The organism is Lysinibacillus pakistanensis (assembly GCF_030123245.1).
Lineage (GTDB): Bacteria > Bacillota > Bacilli > Bacillales_A > Planococcaceae > Lysinibacillus > Lysinibacillus pakistanensis.
In genome coordinates, this window is the sequence record NZ_CP126101.1 from 4103267 (window position 1) to 4124529 (window position 21263).

Annotated in this window: 22 protein-coding genes; 14 read left to right on the forward strand and 8 right to left on the reverse strand. The window is 37.7% G+C overall.

The window, feature by feature from the left end:
- Positions 1 to 39 precede the first annotated feature (39 nt).
- Both QNH24_RS20520 and QNH24_RS20525 read left to right on the forward strand, forming a co-directional pair.
- Positions 40 to 1212 (forward strand): MalY/PatB family protein, encoded by a 1173-nt coding sequence (locus QNH24_RS20520; protein WP_283869298.1) that lies wholly within the window; start codon positions 40 to 42, stop codon positions 1210 to 1212.
- A 136-nt stretch (positions 1213 to 1348) separates the two neighbouring features.
- A complete protein-coding gene (locus QNH24_RS20525; protein WP_283869299.1) occupies positions 1349 to 2773 on the forward strand; it encodes a magnesium transporter CorA family protein in 1425 nt (474 codons plus the stop codon).
- A 51-nt stretch (positions 2774 to 2824) separates the two neighbouring features.
- Here QNH24_RS20525 and QNH24_RS20530 read toward each other — a convergent pair whose 3' ends face one another.
- Together QNH24_RS20530 and QNH24_RS20535 are read right to left on the reverse strand one after the other, a co-directional pair.
- Positions 2825 to 3037, reverse strand: a complete 213-nt coding sequence (locus QNH24_RS20530; protein ID WP_054770592.1) for a hypothetical protein — start codon at positions 3035 to 3037, stop codon at positions 2825 to 2827.
- A gap of 21 nt (positions 3038 to 3058) precedes the next feature.
- Positions 3059 to 3646 carry a peptidylprolyl isomerase gene (locus QNH24_RS20535; protein ID WP_283869300.1) on the reverse strand — a complete coding sequence of 196 codons (588 nt, stop codon included), beginning with the start codon at positions 3644 to 3646 and terminating at the stop codon, positions 3059 to 3061.
- 279 nt (positions 3647 to 3925) lie between these two features.
- Between QNH24_RS20535 and QNH24_RS20540 the strand changes: the two genes are divergently transcribed.
- Complete coding sequence (locus QNH24_RS20540; RefSeq protein WP_283869301.1) at positions 3926 to 5776, forward strand: transglycosylase domain-containing protein; 1851 nt, start codon at positions 3926 to 3928, stop codon at positions 5774 to 5776.
- A gap of 108 nt (positions 5777 to 5884) precedes the next feature.
- On the opposite strand, the gene QNH24_RS20545 is transcribed toward QNH24_RS20540, so the two are convergent.
- Positions 5885 to 6448, reverse strand: coding sequence for a DUF5366 family protein (locus QNH24_RS20545; protein WP_054770591.1), 564 nt, complete (start codon positions 6446 to 6448; stop codon positions 5885 to 5887).
- 155 nt (positions 6449 to 6603) lie between these two features.
- Between QNH24_RS20545 and QNH24_RS20550 the strand changes: the two genes are divergently transcribed.
- From QNH24_RS20550 to mnhG, 7 genes are read left to right on the forward strand one after another with little or no spacing between them, the layout of a single operon-like run.
- Complete coding sequence (locus tag QNH24_RS20550) at positions 6604 to 9018, forward strand: Na+/H+ antiporter subunit A (RefSeq protein ID WP_283869302.1); 2415 nt, start codon at positions 6604 to 6606, stop codon at positions 9016 to 9018.
- Positions 9005 to 9427, forward strand: coding sequence for a Na(+)/H(+) antiporter subunit B (locus QNH24_RS20555; RefSeq protein ID WP_283869303.1), 423 nt, complete (start codon positions 9005 to 9007; stop codon positions 9425 to 9427). The genes QNH24_RS20550 and QNH24_RS20555 overlap by 14 nt, the downstream gene beginning before the upstream one ends.
- A complete protein-coding gene (locus QNH24_RS20560) occupies positions 9427 to 9768 on the forward strand; it encodes a Na(+)/H(+) antiporter subunit C (RefSeq protein WP_054770590.1) in 342 nt (113 codons plus the stop codon). The genes QNH24_RS20555 and QNH24_RS20560 overlap by 1 nt, the downstream gene beginning before the upstream one ends.
- The gene (locus tag QNH24_RS20565; protein WP_283869304.1) at positions 9761 to 11248 is read left to right on the forward strand and encodes a Na+/H+ antiporter subunit D; all 1488 of its coding nucleotides are present in this window, start codon (positions 9761 to 9763) and stop codon (positions 11246 to 11248) included. Before QNH24_RS20560 ends, QNH24_RS20565 begins: the two co-directional genes overlap by 8 nt.
- 4 nt (positions 11249 to 11252) lie before the next feature.
- The gene (locus QNH24_RS20570) at positions 11253 to 11732 is read left to right on the forward strand and encodes a Na+/H+ antiporter subunit E (protein ID WP_283869305.1); all 480 of its coding nucleotides are present in this window, start codon (positions 11253 to 11255) and stop codon (positions 11730 to 11732) included.
- Positions 11729 to 12010 (forward strand): Na(+)/H(+) antiporter subunit F1, encoded by a 282-nt coding sequence (locus QNH24_RS20575; RefSeq protein WP_054770589.1) that lies wholly within the window; start codon positions 11729 to 11731, stop codon positions 12008 to 12010. Before QNH24_RS20570 ends, QNH24_RS20575 begins: the two co-directional genes overlap by 4 nt.
- Complete coding sequence (mnhG, locus tag QNH24_RS20580; protein ID WP_283869306.1) at positions 11994 to 12362, forward strand: monovalent cation/H(+) antiporter subunit G; 369 nt, start codon at positions 11994 to 11996, stop codon at positions 12360 to 12362. The genes QNH24_RS20575 and mnhG overlap by 17 nt, the downstream gene beginning before the upstream one ends.
- Positions 12363 to 12405: 43 nt before the next feature.
- On the opposite strand, the gene QNH24_RS20585 is transcribed toward mnhG, so the two are convergent.
- The 5 genes from QNH24_RS20585 to QNH24_RS20605 all read right to left on the reverse strand — a co-directional run bounded on the left by QNH24_RS20585 (position 12406) and on the right by QNH24_RS20605 (position 16887).
- Positions 12406 to 12876, reverse strand: coding sequence for a GNAT family N-acetyltransferase (locus QNH24_RS20585; protein ID WP_283869307.1), 471 nt, complete (start codon positions 12874 to 12876; stop codon positions 12406 to 12408).
- Positions 12877 to 12991: 115 nt separating this feature from the next.
- Positions 12992 to 13585: an adenylyl-sulfate kinase gene (gene cysC / locus QNH24_RS20590; RefSeq protein ID WP_283869308.1), complete on the reverse strand. Its 594-nt coding sequence runs from the start codon at positions 13583 to 13585 to the stop codon at positions 12992 to 12994.
- Positions 13582 to 14721 (reverse strand): sulfate adenylyltransferase, encoded by a 1140-nt coding sequence (gene sat / locus QNH24_RS20595; RefSeq protein WP_283869309.1) that lies wholly within the window; start codon positions 14719 to 14721, stop codon positions 13582 to 13584. Before sat ends, cysC begins: the two co-directional genes overlap by 4 nt.
- A gap of 387 nt (positions 14722 to 15108) precedes the next feature.
- On the reverse strand, positions 15109 to 16173 hold the full coding sequence (gene cysP / locus QNH24_RS20600) for a sulfate permease (protein WP_283869310.1): 1065 nt from the start codon (positions 16171 to 16173) through the stop codon (positions 15109 to 15111).
- A 12-nt stretch (positions 16174 to 16185) separates the two neighbouring features.
- On the reverse strand, positions 16186 to 16887 hold the full coding sequence (locus QNH24_RS20605; protein WP_283869311.1) for a phosphoadenylyl-sulfate reductase: 702 nt from the start codon (positions 16885 to 16887) through the stop codon (positions 16186 to 16188).
- A gap of 478 nt (positions 16888 to 17365) precedes the next feature.
- Here QNH24_RS20605 and QNH24_RS20610 point away from each other — a divergent pair, with 478 nt between their 5' ends.
- From QNH24_RS20610 to QNH24_RS20625, 4 genes are read left to right on the forward strand one after another with little or no spacing between them, the layout of a single operon-like run.
- On the forward strand, positions 17366 to 18418 hold the full coding sequence (locus QNH24_RS20610) for a sulfate ABC transporter substrate-binding protein (RefSeq protein ID WP_283869312.1): 1053 nt from the start codon (positions 17366 to 17368) through the stop codon (positions 18416 to 18418).
- 11 nt (positions 18419 to 18429) lie between these two features.
- Positions 18430 to 19260 (forward strand): sulfate ABC transporter permease subunit CysT, encoded by an 831-nt coding sequence (gene cysT, locus QNH24_RS20615; RefSeq protein ID WP_283869313.1) that lies wholly within the window; start codon positions 18430 to 18432, stop codon positions 19258 to 19260.
- Between the two features lie 9 nt (positions 19261 to 19269).
- A complete protein-coding gene (gene cysW, locus QNH24_RS20620) occupies positions 19270 to 20145 on the forward strand; it encodes a sulfate ABC transporter permease subunit CysW (protein ID WP_283869314.1) in 876 nt (291 codons plus the stop codon).
- 16 nt (positions 20146 to 20161) lie between these two features.
- Positions 20162 to 21232 (forward strand): sulfate/molybdate ABC transporter ATP-binding protein, encoded by a 1071-nt coding sequence (locus tag QNH24_RS20625; protein ID WP_283869315.1) that lies wholly within the window; start codon positions 20162 to 20164, stop codon positions 21230 to 21232.
- Positions 21233 to 21263: the final 31 nt, after the last annotated feature.

Genomic DNA, 21263 nt, shown 5'->3' on the forward strand with positions numbered 1-21263 from the left:
ATGATACCATAGTAAATAAAAAAGAAAAGAGTGATTTGCTTGTCTATTTTCGATCAAACTAATAAACGTCGTTGTACAAACTCTGTAAAATGGGACGCAATGGAAAAAGTATATGGGCTAACAGATGCCTCGGACATACTCCCAATGTGGGTAGCTGATATGGACTTTACCGCACCAGCAGCTGTAACAAAAGCCCTACGAGAGCATGCTAAAAAAACGGTTTTCGGCTATAGTTTTGTTGGTGAGGAAGCCGTGCAGTCGATTATAGACTGGCAAAATACTCGTCATAATTGGCAAATTGAAAAAGATTCAATTCTGTTTTGTAATGGTGTAGTTGCTGCTTTAGCCAATTGCATTACAGCCTTGACAAACCCTGGCGATAAAGTACTTATTTCCTCACCAGTCTATCCGCCATTTTATAACATTCCCAAAAGCAATGCTCGAGAAGTTATTAGCTGTCCTTTGGTTGAGCAAGATGGTACATTTGTATTTGACTTTGAAGCCTTTGAACAGGCATTATCTCAAAACATCAAAGCTTACATATTGTGCAATCCACATAATCCAGGGGGCTATGTATGGGATGAAGCAACGTTAAAGGAAATTGTGCGCCTTTGTGCAAAATACGATGTTTTGATTATTTCAGATGAAATTCACTCTGATTTAATGATTGATGGTGCAACTCATACACCACTTGCAAAAATTGCTGGTGCTGAAATTGATCGAATTATTACTTGTCTGGCTCCAACAAAGACATTTAATTTAGCTGGAATACAAGTAGCCTATATGATTGTGACGGATAAGCGAAAACGTTTAAAATTAGAAGCTATTAATATGGCGAGTGGACAAGGCTCATTAAATACCTTTGCTTCTGTTGCACTGCAGGCAGCTTATACAGAGGGCTCTTCATGGCTAGATGAGTTACTTACTTACATCTCCAAAAACATGGACTATGCCATCAAAGAATTAGAGCAACTACCAGGCATTCGAATCACAAAACCACAGGGAACTTATTTGCTTTGGATAGATTATCGAGATCTGGCTCTTGATGAAAAAGAAATGATGAAACGTTTACTTGAAACGGGCAAGCTAGCATTAGAGCCAGGAACTAAATATGGTGAAGAAGGACACGGTTTCCTACGTATGAATGTAGCTTGCTCCTTTGAAACAATCAAAGATGGTGTTCAGCGCTTTAAGCTAGCACTACAATCATAATGAGCTAAATAGTGAAGGATATCTCAATTCAGAGATATCCTTTTTATGTTTAGAATTATAATAGGGTGGAATGGTTTGTTAGATACTCCTTCTTTCTTTTACAAGCATGCTATCAAATTGGTTTGAGGTGATTTTCATGGAGTTAGTGCCATTAGCAATAGAACGAGCATACATGACTTTTTTATTTCCATTTGCTTATCAAATGAAACATCGTTCCCAGCTTAGCAATGTCCTTAAAAATGAGGGATACTCCTTTTTTTCATTAAACAATACTTCTTTAGAAAATGCATTTTATGGTCATTCCATTTCAGTTACACATGAAGAGCTCGCTCAATTTTTCTATCCCTTTCTTGAGGATAAACTATTTCCAGAAAAATTGAAGAGTCAAGATTTTCTTCGATTTTCAAAGGCTTACCATACAAAGGGTTTTTTACAGCACAAGGATAGCCATTTCGATTATGAAATCATCAGTTTAGATGTTACATTATGCCCTTTTGGAAATGGAATTGTTACAGTTCGGGTAAGTATGACAGAGCACATACAGGATATTAGTGATGTTATTCATTTTATTCATTATTTTAGAGTACTTGAAGCAAAGCTAAGAGAGGAAAAGGGAGCTAGTCATCATTTTTCTTTTGGTGACTTTTCCTCCACCAGTGAATTATTATTTAAGCATTTTATGCCCTTCTTACAGCCTTTTTTATTGCATCATCAAGAAAATACGTATGAAGGATTACCTTTTTTTGAGGATGAACGCATGTTTTCATCAGGGTATTTGCTTTGTAGGGAGGGACAAGCCATTTTAGACGAGCATTTATTTAGACTGGGACAAGTAGATGGAAGAACGCCCGAAGGCACCCCTTTTATCTCTAGTACTAATCCTGAGTACATTGCTGACTATGTAAAACATCATACACATCAACGTTGGGCTCCACAAAGCTATATTGTAACCTCTGCACAGGCACAGATAACAATTAGCAATATGTCTTTGGAAAAAAGCAAGCATAACTTGGAAGAATTTATGGGTACTCACTACTATAACTTGTTTATTCATTATTTCTATAAAATGATGCTCCTAAAAGTTTCATATGAATATAGTGAAATCAGCTGGGGCAAAGATAAATTAGTAGTGAACGAGCTCATTGAATTAATTACAAAGTTTTCTGCGCGCTACTATTTTGAAGAGGTAGTCGTTCGGACCGAAGGCAGAGAAATTTCACAAATGTTGCGGAAATATTTTCGTATTAATGAGCATTATACGGAAACAAAAGCAACGCTCGATAGCTTATACCGTACACAAGAGGATCAATCGGACAATAGAAGTAATAAATTACTATTTATTCTCACAGTTTTTACAGTTATATCAGGTATTTATGGCATGAATTTAGTGATTGAGGAGTGGAGAGACTCTAATGGTTTAGGCAGTATTTGGAGTTATACCATATTTGAATGGGTAGCATTTGTTACAGCACTTAGTGGTATTGGTCTTTCCCTAATACTTGTTTGTATAACTACTATCAAGTCCATTAGAAATCAAATGCGACGCTATCAAAGAAAATAAAAGCATTGCCTCGTAGTCCTAAGTGGTTACGAGGCATCTAGCTTTCTTACTTTAAATATTTTGTTGATTGTTTGTTTCGCTCTTCTCAGCAAGAATACGTGCTTCAATTTCCTTGGATTTTAGTTCTTGCTTTTTTGAAATTTTGCGGAAAATCATAAATACAGCAATACACAATATTAGCATTACTAAAAATTCAAAAGCAGCAGGAACATAACCTGATTTATCTTCAGGGAAATATAAAAATTGATACATTACGTTATTCATCTTTACACGTCCTTACAATTATTATTCTAAAACTGTAATTGACTCAATCTTCACATCTTCAAGAGGTTTGTCACGGAAATCTTTTTCAACTTCTGCAATTTTATCAACAATATCCATTCCTTCAACTACATGACCAAATACCGTATGCTTATGATCTAACCAAGGTGTACCACCATTTTTTGCATAAGCCTCAATAATTTCCTCGGGGAAGCCAGCCCCCTGTAATTGACGAAGCATATCACTTGGAAGGTGCTTCATTTGAACGATAAAGAATTGTGAGCCATTAGTGTTTGGGCCTGCATTTGCCATAGAAAGAGCACCACGAAGATTAAATACTTGATCTGAGAACTCATCCTCAAAAGAGTTACCCCAAATAGATTCGCCACCCATACCAGTACCTGTTGGGTCGCCACCTTGAATCATAAAATCTTGAATAACACGGTGGAAAATAATGCCGTTATAATAGCCTGATTTTGCATGGCCTAAGAAGTTTTCAACTGTTTTTGGTGCATGCTCTGGGAATAACTTAATTTTAACTGCACCTAATGTTGTTTTCATTTCTACAAGTACTTCGCCTGCTTGTACTTCTGATGTTAATTGTGGAAACATTGGAGTCTCTCCTTTAAATGTAATTTCAGTTTCACTGAATATGATAGTAGCCTATCATATCTGACCTCATTTTAGTCTAACACACTTCCTACAGGTTTTCTCCACCAAAGTATTGACGATTTTTGCACTTTTATCACCATTTATAATCTGAATCTAGTTAAGAGAAATTGATAAAGCCTTCAAATTTTTATAAGTGCAAATAGGTCCGAACGCGTATTTGGAAACCATCCAAATTATGTTATTCTGTTGAAGGATTCATAATTTAGAGTGGAGGCACACATGAACAAGGCTTTTGGTTTTTTTATCATACTTCTATCCTTACCTGTTCTCTGGTGGGTTAGCACTAATATTAGAACAGAAATTAATACGGCAAAGGCACACGAAGAGCAAATTGCCAGCGCTATTCATTTACCGGAAGTACAGACACAGCTTCCCGTAACACTTATCGATCGAAACGGAGAAATTTTTAGTGAGGAATATGTCGAATGGAGACAGCCACTAACCTTACAGGAAATTCCAGAAATTGCCCAGGAAATTTTTATAGCAAGTGAGGATGCTCATTTTTATGATCATATTGGTTTTGATTTCAGTGCCATCATTCGAGCTGTTGTAGCAAATTCAAATACAAACTCAGCGTCTCAAGGTGGAAGCACTATCACCCAACAACTTGTTCGAATGCGCTATTTATCAGATGAAAAAACTTATGAACGTAAATTAACAGAGCTTTTTTATGCACATGAACTTGAGAAAGAATTCGATAAGGATACGATTTTAACAATGTATTTAAATGAATCCTATTTTAGTAATCAGGTTTATGGAATTGGCGGAGCAGCTACCTATTATTTTCAAAAGCCGCTCAAGGAACTTTCTATTGCTGAGATGGCATTTATTTCAGCCATACCAAATAATCCGTCGCTATATAACCCTTTAAAGAATTTTGGTAACACAAAAGCACGACAGGAGCGGCTATTAGATACACTGGCAGCGAGCGGTGCTATAACATTAGAAGATGCTGCTACATATAAGGCTGAACCCATTACATTGAATGTAAAAAATAAAATTCAACAGTATCCTACATACAGCACATATGTCCTGCAAGAGCTTAGATGGTTAGTGGCAGAAAAAGAAGGGTATGCGGAGCGACTTGTCAAAGCACAGAATGAAGAAGAAAAGAAAAAAATCAAAACTCAGCTAGACAATCGACTCAATACATTATTCCAAAATGGGCTGACAATCTATACAGCCCTTAATCCAAGCAAGCAGTCACATGATGAAAAAAAAATGACAACCATTTTAGGCTCTGGCAAGCTACAGGCAGCAGGAGCAGTCATAGATAATAGTACTCGTGAAATTATTAGCCTTTATGCAGGGAAAAATTACGAAAAATTTGATTTTCACCGTGCCTTTCAAGGTACACGGCAGCCAGGCTCAGCCTTTAAACCACTAGCTGTCTATGCGCCGTTCTTTGAAACAACTGCACATACGCCTGATTCCATCGTTAATGGCGGAAGCTACTGTGTCGGATCATTTTGTCCGCAAAACTACGGGGGCTATAAGTATGGTGATGTGCCAATTCGGGTAGCATTTCGTCATAGCTATAACACATCTGCCCTACGACTTTTCCAGACAGTTGGCATTGAAACAGCATTTAGTTATCTGGATCGTTTTCATTTTCGCTCTATCATAGCAAAGGATCATAACTATGCTGCAGCATTAGGGGGATTAACATATGGCGTTACAGCACTTGAGCTAGCTGATGCCTATACTAGCTTTATAGACGGTTCCTATGTCCTGGCTCACAGTATACGTAAGGTAACAGCCGCTGATGGAACTGAGCTTTATAGCTGGAATACGGAGCGCGATCAAATTTGGTCCCCAAAAACAGTAAAGTATATGCGTACGCTGCTGGCAGATGTTGTTGCAAACGGCACAGGACAAGGTGTCTATAGTACAAGTAGCTACATTGGAGCAAAGACTGGGACAACAAATGACTATCGTGACTACTGGCTAGCTGGATTAACGCAGGAACATACAGCAGCTGTGTGGCTTGGCTTTGATAAGCCACAATCTATGGAAAATTTAGAGGCCTATAAAATTCACCATCAGCTGTTTAATGTATTAATGGAATAAGCAATTTGCCTGTAGAGGTGGGAGTCCTTTTCCAGTGAAGATAAAAAACAAAGAGCAGTCCAAAGTGAAGTATTTCACTAATTGGACTGCTCTTTGTCATTATGTAATTTAACTAGCAAATGGTAAACTTGCCAAAATACCATTATATAATTTTAAAATCACATAAACTAAAAGTGATAATAGTATGGTCCACATAAAAAGCTCAAAAACTAGTAATCCAATTGTTCCACTCATCGGCATAAAATGGCTCATCTTATAAATAAGGTAGATAAAATAGATAAAAATAGTTAGCACAAAAATACCTACCAATACATAGATGAATTGAATAGCAAAGGCTGAACAAATTGCACCGACAAGTAAAATAATATAGCCGCCTCGAGCCTGACTAACTGTCGCACCGTCCTGATCTTTAGAGAAAAATAACATTCCTAACTCATGAATAGTTTCTCCCACTAATTTTAAAGCTGAAAATACCATAAAGAAAATCACTGCGAAGACAATTAATAAAAACACACGAAGCTCAAAATCTGATAAAAACTCTCGCATACCTGAGTATACGCCAATGGATTGGAAAATTTGCAAAGATTCCCCCACCGCATACATGCCAAATGTTAAACTAAACAATAAAATTGTAATTAATGGTAGATAACCATAAATATAAGGGTTCCTCATAAAAAATTTTTTTCCTCTATTTTTATTGATAACTTCCTATTTATAATATAGCCAATATTCTTCCATTATCGCAAGCTAAAACCTATATGTACATATGCATTCCGACAAAAAGTGCGTTATAATGGACACACTTACCTACATAAAGGAGGATTTTTTTGTTACAAGTACTTTATATTTTCATACCAATGCTTGCTGCGATATTAGTGCCCTTTTTATATAAAAGCATTAAAAATATCCACACAGGCTGGTTTGTTCTTGCAGTTCCTGCTACACTCGCGATTATATACACCACTTATATCGCAAAAGTGGCAGACGGTGAAGTATTTCATGCAGAGCTTCCTTGGATTCCATCACTTAACATTTCCGTCGTTTCTTATTTAGATGGACTTAGCTTGCTATTTTCATTACTAATTACCGGAATCGGCTCATTGGTCGTACTTTACTCAATCTTTTACTTAGATAAACATAAAGAAAAATTACATAATTTTTATGTTTACTTATTATTATTTATGTCCGCTATGCTAGGTGTAGTACAATCTGATCATTTAATTACTTTGTACTTCTTCTGGGAATTAACGTCTATTTCATCATTTTTATTGATTGGCTACTGGTTTACTCGTGATGCATCTCGACTTGGTGCACTTAAGTCAATGATGATTACTGTCGGCGGCGGCTTAATGATGTTGGGAGGATTCATTCTTCTTTACCTAATGGGCGGTACTTATTCAATTCGTGAATTGATTGTCCTTGCACCAGATTTAGTGCACCACCCTTTATTTACTTGGTCACTTGTTTTATTACTTTTAGGAGCATTTACGAAATCCGCACAATTCCCATTCTATATTTGGCTACCAGATGCAATGGAAGCGCCAACACCGGTTAGTGCCTACCTCCACTCCGCTACAATGGTCAAAGCAGGTATTTATTTAGTAGCACGTTTTACACCGATTTTTGCTGTTTCTGAACTTTGGGTATGGCTTGTTACTGGCATAGGTATCTTAACTTTATTCTGGGGTTCTTTCTTTGCAGTCAAGCAAACTGATTTAAAAGGAATTCTTGCTTTCTCAACAGTGAGTCAGCTTGGGCTTATTATGTCATTGCTCGGTGCAAGTGCGGTAGCTTATCACACAAATGGTGCAATAGATAGCATCAAATTTGCAGCCTTTGCAGCTATCTTCCATCTTATAAACCACGCAACCTTTAAAGGTAGCTTATTCATGATAGCAGGTATTATTGATCATGAAACAGGTACACGTGATATTCGTAAACTAGGTGGCTTAATGAGTATTATGCCAATTAGCTTTACAGTCACAGCAATTGGTAGTTTATCAATGGCAGGTCTACCTCCATTTAATGGTTTCTTAAGTAAGGAAATGTTTTTAACTGCTATGCTAGCACTTCAAAATTTTGAATTTTTTGGCTTTGAAACATGGGGGGTATTTTTCCCTATTATTGCTTGGATTGCTAGTATATTTACATTTATCTATAGTTTTTATTTTGTCTTTCGAACATTTACTGGCAAATATACACCAGAAAAATTGCCTCAGAAACCACATGAGGCTCCCATCGGTATGTTAATTTCGCCAATGATTTTAGCTACATTAGTCATAGCAATATTCTTTATTCCGAATTTTGTTGGTGATACTTTTGTAAAGCCAGCTGTCCAAGCTATCCAGCCGTTCCTGTATGACTCACCTCAGGATATTGACATTCATGTAGCTGCTTGGCATGGTAGTTTAACACCCGAATTACTTATGACAATTGGTATCGTCATTGTAGGTGTTTTAATGTTTGTCGCATTACCGAAATGGCAAGGTATGTACACACGATTCCCACAGGCATTCACGTTAAACAATGCCTACGACAAGTTGATGCTTGGTCTTGATGTTGGCTTGAATCGCGTATCACGACTTTATATGACAGGCTCTATGCGTCACTATTTACTTTATATGTTTAGCAGCATCGCAGCGATTGTCATAGGCTCTTTATTTGTAAAAAATGCCTTTACCTTCTCTTTCCAAAATACGGCACCTATTCGTTCGTATGAGATTATTTTAGTGGTGGTTTTGGTCATTGGTACAGCCATTACAATTTTAGCAAAATCACGTCTAACAGCCATTATAGGACTTGGATCTGTTGGTTATACAGTTGCATTATTCTTTGTTATTTTTAATGCTCCTGATTTAGCATTAACACAGCTTGTTATTGAAACGATTTCTGTTGCATTATTTTTATTAGCATTTTACCATCTCCCTAAGCTTGGGAAACGTGAAGAACGAATGAGATTCCAATTAAACCGCGCGATAGTTTCCATCGCAGTTGGAGTAATGGTCACGCTTGTAGCACTATCTGCCCAATCACAAAAATTAATTCCAACTATTTCAAAGTATTATGAGGAAACAGTTTATTCAAAAGCCGGCGGTGGTAACATTGTTAATGTGATTTTAGTAGATTATCGTGGCTTCGATACATTATTTGAAATTACTGTACTAGGTATTGCTGGCATGGCCATTTTAGCAATGATCAAGTTACGTATGAATAGAAAGGAGAAAACTCATGAAAACAAATGATGTTATTATACAATTTACAGCAAAAATTGTATTCTTCATTATTTTCTTCTTTTCCATTCATATTTTTCTGGCTGGGCATTATACACCTGGAGGAGGATTTGTCGGTGGACTTCTAACATCAAGTGCCATTGTACTCCTAGTACTTGCCTTTGATTTAAATACAGTTCGCCATGTTTTACCTATTAATTATACGTATCTAACAGCAATTGGCTTGTTATTAGCCCTTGCAACTGCTGCTTTTCCAATGTTTCTTGGCAAGCCTTTTTTCACACATTTTTTTGATTATTTCAATTTACCGCTTCTTGGCAAACAGTCACTTCACACGGCTATGCTTTTTGATAGCGGTGTCTATTTGGTTGTTGTCGGCGTTACGATGACCATTATTCAAACGATTGGGGAGGATGAATAATGGAAATAATTATGGCGTTTGTCATCGGCTTTCTGTTTATGGCAGCGATTTATTTAATCTTATCCAAAAGCTTATTGCGTATCATCATAGGCACTGGTCTTTTAAGCCACGGTGCGCATCTGCTTATTTTAACAATGGGCGGACTTGGAGGAGAAGCACCTCCTGTATTAAAGGAAGGAGCGAAAACATTTGCAGACCCATTACCTCAAGCACTCATTTTAACAGCCATTGTTATTAGCTTTGGGGTTACAGCATTTTTCCTTGTACTTGCCTATCGTTCCTACCAGGAGCTTGAAACAGATGATATTAGCTTAATGAAAGGAAGTGATGAGGATGAATAACTTCCTTCTACTGCCCATTATCATTCCTTTCTTCTTCGGCATGATTTTAATGTTCGGGCAAAAAAACCTAAAATATCAGCGAACATTTTCATTACTTGGTATAGGCATTGCACTTATATCAGCCATTTCACTGCTTATAAAAGTTAAAAATGATGGCATACAAAAGGTAACATTCGGCAACTGGCCAGTGCCATTTGGCATTACGATGGTGTCTGATATGGTATCTGTATTACTTGTTACAACAACACTACTAATTGCATTTTTTGTAGTTTGGTATGGTTTTGGCTCCATCACAAAGGAGCGAGAACGGTTCTTCTATTACCCAGGAATCATGTTTATTTTAACCGGAGTGAATGGAGCATTTACTACAGGTGATATTTTCAACCTTTTCGTATTCTTTGAGGTATTGTTAATGGCTTCGTACCTGCTAATCGTTTTAGGAGGAGAAAAGGGACAACTTAAAGGGTCAATTAAATATATTTTAATCAATGTGATTTCTTCAGCATTATTTGTCATAACAGTTGCCTTCCTCTACTCTGTAGTTGGAACTTTAAATATGGCAGATATCGCGGTAAAAATAGCTGAAGTGAATCAGCCTGGGATTGTTACTGTTATAGCTGTTCTGTTTTTAATGGTATTTGGTTTAAAAGCGGCAATTTTCCCGCTCTACTTCTGGCTTCCAACCTCTTATGCATCAGCGCCAATACCAGTGCTAACACTATTTGGGGCATTATTAACAAAGGTCGGTATTTATGCCATTACGCGGACATATACGCTGTTCTTTGTACATGATTTATCCTATACACATGACTTACTAATGGCTCTTGCTATTGCAACCATAATAGCAGGCTGTATTGGAGCACTTGCCTACTTTGATATTAAGCTTATTATTATTTACAACATTGTGATCGCAGTAGGCGTTATTTTATTTGGTGTCTCTCAAATGAACGAAGCTTCCTTAAAAGGAGCCATGTTTTATTTAGTGCATGATATGCTGATTAAGGCAGCCCTCTTTATGCTAATCGGTATTATCATCTATATTACGGGTACATCTGATTTAAGAAAAATGGGTGGCCTTATGAAAAAATATCCTGCTCTCGGCTGGTTTTATTTAATTGCGGCATTTGGCTTAGCAGGAATTCCGCCACTTAGTGGATTTGTCGGAAAGCTTCTTATTGCTCAAGGTGGCTTTGAGGCTGGCAGTATGTGGAGTAGTATTTTTATATTAGCTTCATCACTTCTCGTATTATTGTCTGTGATTCGTATTTTCCTTTATGCCTTCTGGGGTGAAGAAAAAGCAACAACAGGTACGGTCGATAAAAAAGTCTACAAAACACTGTTTGTGCCTACTGTTCTTTTAGTGCTCATTACTGTAGCCTATGGTGTGGGGGCTGAGTGGATTACACCATTTATGGATGATGCGGCAAAACTATTATATGATCCATCTATATATATAGATGCTGTTATGAAGGAGGATTAAAGCTATGGCATTTCAAATTATTTTAAATTTTGTACTTGCCTTCGTCTGGATGTTCCTTTCTTCTAATTACACAGTAGCGGGCTTTATTGTAGGTTTCCTTCTTGGTATTCTTTTGCTTATTATGATGCGGAGATTTTTTGCAACACGTCTCTATGTCTACCGTATTTGGGCAATTATTAAACTGACTTTACTGTTTTTAAAGGAGTTAGTATTAGCAAATATACAAGTTCTTCAAGTAGTATTAAAGCCTAAATTGGATATGCAACCAGCATTCTTTGCTTATCCTACTGTTCTAAAGCAAGAATGGGAAATTACCCTATTATCAAGCCTTATTACCTTAACACCAGGTACTGTAGTTGTTCATGTATCTGATGATGCGAAAACGTTATATGTACATGCAATCGATATTAGTGATGTCGATGAAGCAATTGCAGCGATTCGAGATTCTTTTGAAAAAGCAATTTTGGAGGTGAGTAAATCATGACAACGTTTATTATAGCTGCGATTGTAGTGATTTGCTTATCAATGATAGCCGTTGTTTATCGAATGGTTAAAGGACCTTCTGCATCCGACCGTGTTGTCGCTTTGGATTCATTAGGTGTGTCCCTCATTTCGTTAATTGGGTTATTCTCCATATTAGTGGAGACAAGCTTCTTCCTTGAGATTATATTATTGTTAGCGATTTTATCATTTATCGGTACAGTAGCTTTCTCTAAATTTATAGAGAAAGGAGATATCATTAAACGTGACAATTCTCGCTAATAGTTTAGTTATCTTTTTTATTTCTGTCGGGGTGCTATTTATTGTCGTGACAGCTATTGGTCTTATTCGCTTACCTGATTTGTACACTCGGGCTCACGCTGCCTCAAAGAGTGCAACATTAGGTGTCATGTGTATACTGATTGGCGTATTCTTTCACTTTTGGCTTATCGAGGACCACTTTAATCCCCGTATTTTGCTCGGCATTTTGTTTCTATTTATCACTGGACCTGTAGGAGGTCATATTATGACTCGCTCCTCGTATATCGCTGGTGTAAAGCCATGGAAAGGCACTGTCCGCGATGAGCTTGGACCAGAAATTGAACGCATGAAAAAGGAACAAGGCTTAAAATAAAAAGATAGGCCAATGAAATCATCTAGACTTCATTGGCCATTTTTTAATTATTTGATAGCATAAAAAACTCTCTCTCCAAGCCGACACCTTCCCAGAATTCGAGTGCTAGGTCATTTTCTAAATCTACATAAACATTAACGACAGAAGTATCATGCTTTTCATTAAACCAATTTACCAATTCATCTACAAGACGTTTAGCAATCTTCTGTCGTCTATATGCTGGTAAGACATAGATCTCATCAATTTGTCCATAAATCGTATCATACATTAATTCCTTTTTTATGGAAGCCAATCCGAAGCCTATAATTTGATGGTTTTCATTTGTTGCAATATAAATAGCCCCATATTGTGATTGCAAATATTGTTCTAGTTGATTTAGAATAGCCTCTCTATCACTCTTCTCTAACTCACAATCTGCCGTTTCTTTCACATTTTCATTCCATAGCTCCAATATTTCATTTCCTATTTTTTGATTCATACTATCCTTTGTTAGTAACTGAATATGTATGCTCATTCCAAACAACTCCTATACCATTTGATCAATCTATCATCTCACAACAAATGGTATTACTCTAATAAAAACCCATAAAAGAATCTGCCTCCTCTTTGTTAGCAGATTCTTTTAAAAATTAGATATATCCGTTTGAAGTTAAAATTTCTGTAAGTTGGTCAACACATTCCTCAATGGAATAATGCTCTGTATCTAAAATAATCTCGGGATTTTCCGGTTCTTCATAGGGCGCACTAATCCCTGTAAAGTTTGGAATTTCAGCATTGCGCGCTTTTTTATAAAGTCCCTTTGGATCACGCTGTTCACATGTTTCAACAGAGCATCTTACATAAACTTCTATAAATTCTCCCACTTCTACGAGCGCTCGTACAACTTGACGATCCTCTCGATATGGAGATATAAAAGCTGTTAAAACAATTTGACCATTTTCCACAAATAGCTTTGAAACTTCTCCAATGCGCCGAATATTTTCCCTACGTCCTGCTTCATCAAATCCTAAATCCTTATTCAAGCCATGACGAACATTATCACCATCTAGGACAAAGGCTTGATTGCCACGATCAAAAAGGCGACGTGCGAAAGCATTTGCGACAGAAGATTTTCCTGAGGCAGATAAGCCCGTAAACCATAAAATGAAGCTTTGATGCTTGTTTTGTGTACGACGTTCCTCTTTCGTAATGGAAGCCTCATGCCAAACAATATTGGAACTCATTTTAAAACCTCCTTACGCATTCCTTTAATCAGAACATCCACGACCTCTTTACGACTAAACGTGCTTGGTGGAATTTCGCCATTACGTAGCATTTCACGAACTTTTGTACCTGATAAGATCACATGTACTGTATTATCATGTGGACAGGTTTTAGTTGTTGCCATCCCCTCACATTTGTTGCAATAGAAGCTATGCTCAAACTTTAGTGGGACAATGCCTAATTCATCTTCCGTAAATTGTTCAAATATTTTTTGTGCATCATATGTGCCATAATAATCACCAACACCTGCATGATCACGCCCAACGATAAAGTGTGTACAGCCATAATTTTTCCTTACAAGTGCATGGAAAATGGCCTCTTTTGGTCCTGCATAGCGCATGGCAGCAGGAAACACGCCTAATTGCACACGATTTTCTGGATAATAATTTTGCAGTAAAATCTCGTAACTTTCCATACGGATTGCAGCCGACACATCGTCTGATTTTGTTTCCCCAACAAGCGGGTTGAGAAATAGTCCATCAATCGTTTCTAACGCAGCCTTTTGAATATATTCATGTGCTCGGTGCACAGGGTTTCGAGTTTGGAAACCGACAATAGTTTTCCATCCTTTATCTGCAAACAACTGACGTGTCTCAATCGGATCAAAGGAATACGCAGGAAACTTTTGTTCAATACGTTTAGTTAAAGTAATTTTTCCACCCACATAAATACTTGGACGTTCATGCAGCTTTTTCACACCTGGATGCTCTAAATCCTCTGTGCCATATACTAACAAAGCCTCTTTTCGCTTATTTGGCTCATAAATATCAGCCACCTCAATCACACCATAAACATCATTAGCATAAACCAGCTTTGCCTCATCACCAGGCTGTAAAGTTGTTGCAACTTCCTTTGTTACAGGCAATGTAATTGGAATACTCCATACCACACCAGATGCTAGACGTGTATGTTCCACAACAGATTCATAATCTTCCCTAGTTAAAAAACCCTCAATCGGACTGTAACCGCCTATTGCAATTAGCTCTAAATCACTAAGGGATATGACATCAAGCTCTATTGTTTTATTTATCCTTGTCACATCTTTCTCCGGATGAAAAGCTTGCACTAATTGTCCACCATGTGGTTGTAAACTCATAAAAAATTCCTCCTATTTTTATAAAAATACTCAGTTTTATAGTTTAGTTTAGGTAGTGATTCAAAAAAGTTACTGTTAATCTTAATCGGGTCCTAATTTTTTTGATCAGGTACCGCCATATTTTGATCGGCTTCCCGTTAATATTGATCAGGTACCGCCATGTTTTGATCGGCTTCTCCTTTTATTGATCAGGTACCACCACATTTTGATCGGCTCACCCCTTTTTTTGATCAGGTATCAACATATTTTGATCGGCTTCCCTCGTTATTTGATCAGGCCCTGCACTGTTTTGATCAGGTCCCTTCCTTTTTAATCAAATCACCCTCTGTTTTAATCCACTTCCCCACTATCTCAACGAATTCTCCCATCTTTTATCCTCCCATTGATTTAGATACCTTCGCCAGAATCGTATATGGAGCTTTCCTCTTCTCGCATAGTCCGCATTAAGCTGATGACACCTAGCGTTCCAACTATAATGCTACCAATTAATACGATGGCGTAAAAATCTTTTTCCAAGAATAGCTGCACTAAAAAATAAGAAATGGCTAAAGAAAATATTGGGGATACAATCCAAATTCGGACGATTTTCCTAACAATTTGCTTATGCAAAATCCTTCTTCCGTTTTTTGCCATCCCTATTCCAATAATAGAGGATGAAGTTACTTGTGTTAATGGTACTGGAAGCCCAAAAATAGAGCTAATACCAACAAGTAATGCTCCTGTGCTAGAAATTAAAATACCTTCTGTTTTCTCGAAACGTACAATCTTCTTCCCATTTGTTTCGAGTACTCGTTTTCCAAGCAGAATGGCACCAAGTGCTACAAATGCCCCACCAAGCCAGATTCCACTCGTCACACTTATCATTCCTGCGCCAACAAGTGGTCCTACTGCATTCGCTACATTATTCATCCCAGCGGAAAATGCTTCAAAAAATCCAGCTAACACAAGGAGAATCGTTAATATCGGTCGATCCTTTAGCAAGCCCTTGATACGTAATTTATACAGCCATTTCCCAAAGACTAATGCCATGACAAATGCAATAATCGGAACAATCACCCAAAATGACATGATGACAAACAATGATTTAACATATAGCACCTTATAAGCTATCCCTACACCTACGACAGCTCCTACCGTTACTTCACTTGTTGATAATGGGATACCTAACAGATTAGCCAGAAAGAGCGAGCTTGTTGCAGAAATCAAAATAATAACAACAATCTTTACAGTGATGTACTCTTGTGGCATGATGCCAGCGCTAATTGTTTTTACTACCTCTCCACCACCAAGAACCGCTCCGCTTAAAACACCTATTGCACAAATTAGCAAGGCCTGCCAAGCTTTAGGGATGGCCCCTGCACCGTAAGCGACTCCCATAGAAGCCGCTGCTCCACTAGCACCTATATTTAATGCAAAAAATAGACTAATTGCTATTGCAACATATTCTAGCATGGCAAAGCTCCTTTATTCATGTAACCCACACTCAGTTTTACCAGATCCTTGCCATCTACCTGAACGTAAATCATCCATCGTAAAGGCTGGCTTTGTGCAATGCTCGCAGCCTATGCTCGGATAACCTGTGTCATGCAAAGGATTGTAAGGCAAATTATGCTTGGAGACATATCTCCAAACTTCCTTCCATGTCCAATGAATGAGTGGACAAATTTTAATTAACTTAAATTTATCATCACGATTGATAAAGTTTGTATTTTGACGGGTTGGCGATTGTTCACGACGCAAGCCTGAAATCCAAGCTTTTGCACCTGCTAATGATTGATGTAATGGTGTAATCTTTCTTATATCACAGCATTTATTTGGATTTGACTTCCATAGTTCATCACCATATTGAGCTGCTTGTTGTGCTAACGTAAGCGAAGGCTTTTGCATAATAATGTTTAACTGTGGATATTTTTCTTTCACCCGCTCAATAGTTTCATAGGTTTCTTTAAAATGAACATCTGTATCTAAAAAAATAATAGTAGCATCAGGCTTCACCTTTGAAATTAAATCGATTAAGACGATTCCCTCAATTCCAAAGCTACAAGCATAAACAATCTCCTCTCCATACTCCGCAAAACTCCAGTGTAAAACCTCCAGCGCAGCCTTATAGGTTTCATCGATCTTAAAATCCAGTATTGGCTCATGCCAAGTTGCAAATGTTAACATGTTATCCCCCTTATAACGAAAAAAGACGCTCTAACAAAAGACATAGTTATAACATGCCTTATTGCTAAAACGCCTCTAGTTTGACTAGCCAGCTCTTATCTGATGATTGTTTACTAGTATTTGCTACCTTGTTCACAATCATTCTTCTTATTACCAAATATATACTAAATTACACCTAGTAGTCAACTAGGCTTTTTTAAAATTTAAATTATCTTTTTCAACTTTGTTTAACATGTGGTGTATGTATCTGTTCCCCTTCTTTCTTTCTGTGTAAGGTCGAACTACCTCTTTTGATTTTTTCAAAAAAATTTAATTCCTTGTTGACTAATAGGAAATATATGTTTAATGTATAACTAAGATTTGAACCAAACCAATAAAATGCTGATCAGAGGAGCTGAAGGCCATCTACTTAGGACGAAATATTTTCGTTCTAAGAGATGGCTTTTAGTGTTTTTTAGATCAAAAAGGAGCGATTTTAGTGAAAAAGAGAAAAAATTTTTTCCAACCATTGGCACTTATATCCGTGCTGACATTGACCTTAACAGGCTGTGGGACTAAATCATCTGATAGTGATACAGGTGCTTCAGATACAAAAAAATCTGTGGAATTATTTAATGTGTCCTATGACCCTACACGAGAGCTATACGATGCATTCAATCAGGATTTTATAAAGAAGTGGAAGGATGAAACAGGTCAAGAGGTGATTATCAAGCAATCTCATGGCGGCTCTGGAAAGCAGGGAAGAGCTGTTATTGATGGGCTGGATGCTGATGTTGTTACCTTAGCCTTGGCCTACGATATTGATGAGATTGCACAGGCTCGGGATTTATTAAACAAAGATTGGCAAACTGAATTTGAAAATAATTCTACACCTTATACATCTACCATTGTCTTTTTAGTACGCAAGGGCAATCCAAAGGGCATTAAGGACTGGGATGACTTAATTAAGAAAGATGTTTCCGTTATTACGCCAAATCCAAAAACATCTGGTGGTGCCCGTTGGAACTATTTAGCTGCTTGGGCGTATGCAGGGAAATTATATAACAACGATGAAACAAAAATAAAAGAATTTATGAATGCTTTATATAGCAATGTGGAGGTACTTGATTCAGGTGCTCGTGGCGCAACAACAACCTTTGTTGAGCGTGAAATTGGAGATGTCCTAATTGCTTGGGAAAATGAAGCCTATTTATCACTCAATGAATTAGGAGATGATGAATTTGAGATTGTCACACCTTCTTTAAGTATTTTAGCTGAGCCTCCTGTTGCAATTGTTGACAAGATTGTTGATAAAAAAGGGACACGTGAAGTAGCCGAAGCATATCTAAAGCATTTGTATAGTGATGCTGGGCAAGAAATTGCTGCAAAAAACTACTATCGACCAAGGAATGAAGAAATTCTAGCAAAATATCAAAACCAGTTTCCACAACTTGAGCTCGTTTCCATCGATGATTTCGGAGGCTGGGCTGAAGCACAAGCAAAACATTTTAAAGATGAAGGTACATTTGACGAAATTTATGTACCTCAATAAGGAGGCCTGTTATGACTAGTTTAACGGTTAATAAAAAGCGTCGCATCATTCCGGGCTTCCATCTTTCACTTGGTTACACCATGCTCTATGTTAGCTTGCTAGTTTTATTGCCGCTTTCTACGATTCTTATTCATACACTATCCTTAAGCTGGGCAGAGTTTGTTGATATTGTGACTGCTCCTCGAGCTGTTGCTTCTTATAAAGTAAGCTTCAGCACTGCGCTCGCTGCTGGTTTACTGAATGTTGTTTTTGGCACCATTATTGCTTGGGTGCTTGTGCGCTACCAATTTCCCTTTAAACGCATTATTGACGGACTTGTTGATTTACCGTTCGCTTTACCAACTGCTGTAGCAGGAATAGCCTTAACATCACTTTATGCACCCAATGGCTGGATTGGTCAATTTTTCAATTTCAAAATTGCTTTTACACCGCTTGGTATTATCATCGCCCTAACATTTATTGGGCTACCATTTGTCGTGCGTACAGTCCAACCTGTTTTGCAGAATATTAGTGCGGAGGTTGAGGAGGCCTCTGCAAGTCTTGGTGCAACACGCTTACAAACCTTTGGAAAAGTCATTTTACCCGAGCTTGCTCCTGCCATTTTGACAGGCTTTTCACTAGCTTTTGCCCGAGCGCTAGGAGAGTATGGTTCGGTTGTTTTTATCGCTGGAAATATGCCGATGAAAACTGAAATTACACCGTTAATTATTATGACAAAGCTAGAACAATATGATTACGCTGGTGCTACAGCCATAGCATTAGTCATGCTCATTACATCGTTCATTCTCTTATTTAGCATAAATATCATACAATGGCTAGCAAATCGTCGCTTTGTACAGTAGGAGGTATATATGGAACAATCTACAGTTATTCAGCAAGCTGCTCCTGAAAAAAATAAAGCCATAGCGAGGTCTTCAGCCTTACAAGAACCCCACTTCGTACGATATACGTTGACATTTTTTGCACTAGCTTTTTTAGGGTTTTTTATTGTTTTGCCACTAGTATCTATTTTCATTAGTGCCTTTCAAAAAGGCATAGACGTGTATATGGCAGCTATCACACACCCAGATGCATTAGCAGCCATCAAATTAACTTTAACCGTTGTAGTGATTGCCGTCCCATTAAACGCAATTTTTGGTATTATGGCTGCCTGGACATTAACGAAATTTAATTTCAAAGGGAAAAATTTATTACTAACAATTGTCGACCTCCCTTTTGCTGTATCCCCTGTTATCGCGGGCTTGATATTTATCTTGTTATTTGGTTCACAGGGTCTATTTGGTGAATGGCTCTTTGAAAATGATATTAAGATTGTTTTTGCGCTTCCTGGGATTGTGCTTGCTACCATTTTTGTTACGTTGCCCTTTGTCGCAAGGGAACTCATTCCTCTTATGCAGACACAGGGAACCTCTGAGGAGGAGGCTTCTATTTCACTTGGCGCAGGTGGCTTTAAAACATTTTGGCATGTGACATTACCAAATATCAAATGGGGCTTATTATACGGGCTTATTTTATGTAATGCTCGAGCAATCGGTGAGTTTGGTGCAGTTTCTGTTGTTTCAGGTCATATACGAGGGATGACGAATACAATGCCGCTTCATATTGAAATTTTATATAATGAGTACCAATTTGCGGCAGCCTTTGCCGTTGCTTCACTAATGAGCGTCATTGCCATCATTACACTAATCGTGAAAGATATTATTGCTTGGAAATCGAAATCTGTTTAAAGGAGGCACTGCCGTTATGAGCATTCAAATAAAAAACGTTTCAAAAAAGTTTGGTTCCTTTCAAGCTTTACAGGATATTTCCCTCCATATTCAATCCGGTGAACTCGTTGCCCTTCTTGGTCCATCTGGTTCAGGGAAAACTTCTTTACTACGTGTAATTGCTGGTCTGGAGACCTCCGATGTTGGGGAAATTTTATTTGACGATCAAGCAATTACAGACCGTCAGCCTAAGGAACGAAATGTAGGCTTTGTGTTCCAGCATTATGCCCTTTTTCGACATATGACCGTATTTGATAATGTTGCCTATGGTCTTAAAGTACGTCCTCGTAAAACAAGGCCCTCAAAATCAGAAATTAAAGAAAAAGTGATGGAGCTATTACGCCTTGTTAAACTGGAAAATTTCGCTGAGCGTTTACCCACACAGCTTTCAGGTGGACAACGTCAGCGTGTGGCACTGGCTAGAGCACTTGCTGTGGAGCCAAAAGTACTTTTATTAGATGAACCCTTTGGTGCACTAGATGCTAAAGTAAGAAAAGAGTTACGTAGATGGTTACGAAAACTTCATGATGATTTCCACATTACAAGTATATTTGTCACACATGATCAAGAGGAGGCGCTAGATGTAGCAGATCGTATTGTTGTGATGAACAATGGCCAAATTGAGCAAATTGGTAGTCCAGATGAGGTTTATACAAACCCTAAAAGCCCATTTGTTTATGATTTTTTAGGCAATGTAAATATTTTTAAAGGACGCTTACATAATGGTAAATTAACACATGGTGAATTTGCTATTGATGTACCGGACTCACATGCACACACCCAGGATGATGCTATTGGCTACGTTCGCCCACATGATATTCAAATTGAAAAAACGGCTGTTACAGGTACAGTTCCTGTCAAAATAAGTCACATTCATTTGCTTGGCCCAATTGTACAAATTGAGTTACGGCGTGAGGATATTGGTGAATTTTTAGAGGCCGAGTTATCAAAAGAACAATATCATCTTCTTCAACTGAAAGTGGGCGACCAAGTATTTGTAAAGCCGAAACAATTAAAGGTGTTTATTCCTGAGGAATACTCCATTTAATGAATTGTCATATTAAGCGCAACACCTCTAA

Excerpts from the sequence above, each read along its gene's own strand:
- QNH24_RS20525 (WP_283869299.1), top strand. The coding sequence starts at position 1,349 with ATGGAGTTAGTGCCATTAGCAATAGAACGAGCATACATGACTTTTTTA.
- QNH24_RS20530 (WP_054770592.1), bottom strand. The coding sequence starts at position 3,037 with ATGAATAACGTAATGTATCAATTTTTATATTTCCCTGAAGATAAATCA.
- QNH24_RS20535 (WP_283869300.1), bottom strand. The coding sequence starts at position 3,646 with ATGTTTCCACAATTAACATCAGAAGTACAAGCAGGCGAAGTACTTGTA.
- QNH24_RS20540 (WP_283869301.1), top strand. The coding sequence starts at position 3,926 with ATGAACAAGGCTTTTGGTTTTTTTATCATACTTCTATCCTTACCTGTT.
- QNH24_RS20545 (WP_054770591.1), bottom strand. The coding sequence starts at position 6,448 with ATGAGGAACCCTTATATTTATGGTTATCTACCATTAATTACAATTTTA.
- QNH24_RS20555 (WP_283869303.1), top strand. The coding sequence starts at position 9,005 with ATGAAAACAAATGATGTTATTATACAATTTACAGCAAAAATTGTATTC.
- QNH24_RS20560 (WP_054770590.1), top strand. The coding sequence starts at position 9,427 with ATGGAAATAATTATGGCGTTTGTCATCGGCTTTCTGTTTATGGCAGCG.
- QNH24_RS20565 (WP_283869304.1), top strand. The coding sequence starts at position 9,761 with ATGAATAACTTCCTTCTACTGCCCATTATCATTCCTTTCTTCTTCGGC.
- QNH24_RS20570 (WP_283869305.1), top strand. The coding sequence starts at position 11,253 with ATGGCATTTCAAATTATTTTAAATTTTGTACTTGCCTTCGTCTGGATG.
- QNH24_RS20575 (WP_054770589.1), top strand. The coding sequence starts at position 11,729 with ATGACAACGTTTATTATAGCTGCGATTGTAGTGATTTGCTTATCAATG.
- QNH24_RS20585 (WP_283869307.1), bottom strand. The coding sequence starts at position 12,876 with ATGAGCATACATATTCAGTTACTAACAAAGGATAGTATGAATCAAAAA.
- cysC (WP_283869308.1), bottom strand. The coding sequence starts at position 13,585 with ATGAGTTCCAATATTGTTTGGCATGAGGCTTCCATTACGAAAGAGGAA.
- sat (WP_283869309.1), bottom strand. The coding sequence starts at position 14,721 with ATGAGTTTACAACCACATGGTGGACAATTAGTGCAAGCTTTTCATCCG.
- cysP (WP_283869310.1), bottom strand. The coding sequence starts at position 16,173 with ATGCTAGAATATGTTGCAATAGCAATTAGTCTATTTTTTGCATTAAAT.
- QNH24_RS20605 (WP_283869311.1), bottom strand. The coding sequence starts at position 16,887 with ATGTTAACATTTGCAACTTGGCATGAGCCAATACTGGATTTTAAGATC.
- cysT (WP_283869313.1), top strand. The coding sequence starts at position 18,430 with ATGACTAGTTTAACGGTTAATAAAAAGCGTCGCATCATTCCGGGCTTC.
- cysW (WP_283869314.1), top strand. The coding sequence starts at position 19,270 with ATGGAACAATCTACAGTTATTCAGCAAGCTGCTCCTGAAAAAAATAAA.
- QNH24_RS20625 (WP_283869315.1), top strand. The coding sequence starts at position 20,162 with ATGAGCATTCAAATAAAAAACGTTTCAAAAAAGTTTGGTTCCTTTCAA.